General features: G+C 39.6%; 1 protein-coding gene and 1 pseudogene. One reads left to right on the top strand and one right to left on the bottom strand.

Annotation, left to right across the window (positions count from 1 at the left end; translation table 11 throughout):
* Positions 1-215 precede the first annotated feature (215 nt).
* The gene (gene proS, locus AAC037_RS23435; RefSeq protein ID WP_339906042.1) at positions 216-1697 is read right to left on the bottom strand and encodes a proline--tRNA ligase; all 1482 of its coding nucleotides are present in this window, start codon (positions 1695-1697) and stop codon (positions 216-218) included.
* A gap of 132 nt (positions 1698-1829) precedes the next feature.
* On the opposite strand from proS, the pseudogene AAC037_RS23430 reads away from it, so the two are divergent.
* Positions 1830-2470 (top strand): annotated as a pseudogene (locus AAC037_RS23430) (hypothetical protein); the annotation flags it as partial.

Genomic DNA, 2470 nt, shown 5'->3' with positions numbered 1-2470 from the left:
TACTATTTATAGATTAATTTATTTAACCTATTTTTGTTCTCGGACGACAGTAATTATAAATGGTTAATTAATAATTTATTGAGGAAGTTTAATGTAGCGCAGGGGATAAAATAATGGGTTTTGACAAAATAGCTGATGGTTGCACTTTTGTCAAAACCCTGTAAAATAAAGCCAATCTTTAAAGATCAACTAAAATCTTACCTTTATTTAATACCTCAATAAGCTTTGGCGAATAACACCCGGCCTTTAGAAGGTTTTCCCGTGAGTATACACTCCCCATCTTCTGCCACCTGGTCTAGAGGTATGCATCGAATGGTAGCTTTTGTCTTTTCTTTAATTTTTTCTTCAGTTTCAGCTGTACCATCCCAGTGAGCAGAAACAAACCCTCCTTTATTGTTCAAGGTTTCAACAAAATCATCCCAACTGTCTACTTCCGTTGTTTTTTCCTCTGTGAAAGTTTTGGCTTTTTGATAAATACCGGATTGAATTTCATCGAGTGTTTCTTTGATTTTACCAATCAAATCCTCTTTCTCAAAATTCACCAAGGTTTTAGAAAAATCGTCCCTACGGGCCATTTCTACTGTTTTATTTTTGAGATCCCTTGGACCAATACCCAGCCTCAAAGGCACTCCTTTAAGCTCGTATTCCGCAAACTTCCACCCGGGCTTGTAAGTATCCCTATCGTCAAACTTCACTGAAATTCCAATTTCATCCAGTTGATCCACTATTTCCAGTGCTTTTGCCCTAATCTCGGCAAGTTCTTCCTCACTCTTAAAAATAGGAACGATTACTACTTGGATAGGTGCCAACTTTGGAGGCAATACCAAACCCCTGTCATCGGAGTGAGCCATGATTAAGGCTCCCATCAATCGGGTACTCACCCCCCAACTTGTACCCCAAACATGATCCAGGCCACCTTCTTTAGTAGCAAACTTTACATCAAAAGCCTTCGCGAAATTTTGTCCAAGAAAATGGGATGTACCTGCCTGAAGGGCTTTTCCATCCTGCATCATGGCCTCAATACAATAAGTCGATTCAGCACCTGCAAATTTTTCGCTTTCACTTTTCACTCCTTTGATTACAGGCATGGCCATGAACCGCTCTGCAAAATCTGCATACACGTTCATCATCTGCAATGTCTCCTGCTCGGCTTCTTTCTTGGTAGCATGGGCTGTATGTCCTTCTTGCCACAAAAACTCTGCAGTCCTAAGAAACAGTCGTGTTCTCATTTCCCACCGAACCACATTGGCCCACTGATTTATAAGTAAAGGCAGATCTCTGTACGATTGAATCCAGTTTTTATAAGTACTCCAAATTACCGTCTCGGAGGTAGGCCTCACGATTAATTCTTCCTCAAGTTTGGCCTCTGGATCTACAATAACCCCTTTGCCTGACTCATCTGTTTTCAAGCGATAATGAGTGACCACTGCGCACTCCTTGGCAAAACCCTCTACATGACTCGCCTCCTTGGATAGATACGATTTGGGTATAAACAATGGAAAATAAGCATTGGTGTGTCCGGTTTTTTTAAACATTCGATCCAACTCTGCCTGCATTTTTTCCCATATGCTAAACCCGTATGGTTTAATCACCATACAGCCCCTGACGGCACTATTTTCAGCCAAGTCTGCTCTTTTAACCAATTCATTGTACCACAGGGAATAATCCTCACTACGTTTCGGTAAACCTTTACTCATTATTATTTCTTTGTTGTAATAAAAAAACTCTTTATCTTAGAATCGTGATTTGTGACAAATATAAATTAAAAAATGATAACCCTCTTGCAATATCCCCGTATATAGTAGGTGAGGAATAAACTAAATATCAATATGATTAATTTTAATCCAATTCGGACAGTGGGTGCATTTGCGATTTTAGGCCTAGCAGCCTGTAGCACCAGCTACCAAGCCAGCAATATGGGTGGGGAAGTCGACAACTTGTACTTTATGGCATCAGATGCAAGAATTGCAACTGAATATGCTGTAAGTAATAATAATCCGGAAAACTTTAAGGAAATTGAACAAATCCGTGATATTGACGGTGACGTGCAAAATTTTTCCGCCAAAAATGTAAACCCGGAATACATAGCTAAATATCAAAGTTCAGCTGTACCAGCTGCAGAGGAATCAACTGTATATTTTGATGATTCGGAAGGACAATCTGAATTTGGTACGGATGATCCCAATATAAATGCATACGACAATTATTCCAACTTCAATGGAAGTGGGTCTGTTACCAATAATTATTTTATGAACCCAATGATGGGATTTGGAATGTCTTCCATGATGATGAGAAGCATGTACAACCCCTATTACGGTTTTGGAGGATTAGGTATGTATGATCCTTTCTTTGGTCCTGGATTTGGTTTCAACTCAGGTTTTGGTTTGATGCCAAGGTTTGGTATGTCTTTGGGATTTGGTTTCGGAAGGCCCTTCTATGGCAATGGTTTTGGCTTTTATGATCCTTACAT

Source organism: uncultured Cyclobacterium sp. (assembly GCF_963976465.1).
Lineage (GTDB): Bacteria > Bacteroidota > Bacteroidia > Cytophagales > Cyclobacteriaceae > Cyclobacterium.
Note: the sequence above shows the minus strand (reverse complement) of the source record. Positions and strands in the feature narration are given on the sequence as shown.

Coding starts and splice junctions, on each gene's coding strand:
- proS (WP_339906042.1), bottom strand. CDS start 1,697: ATGAGTAAAGGTTTACCGAAACGTAGTGAGGATTATTCCCTGTGGTAC.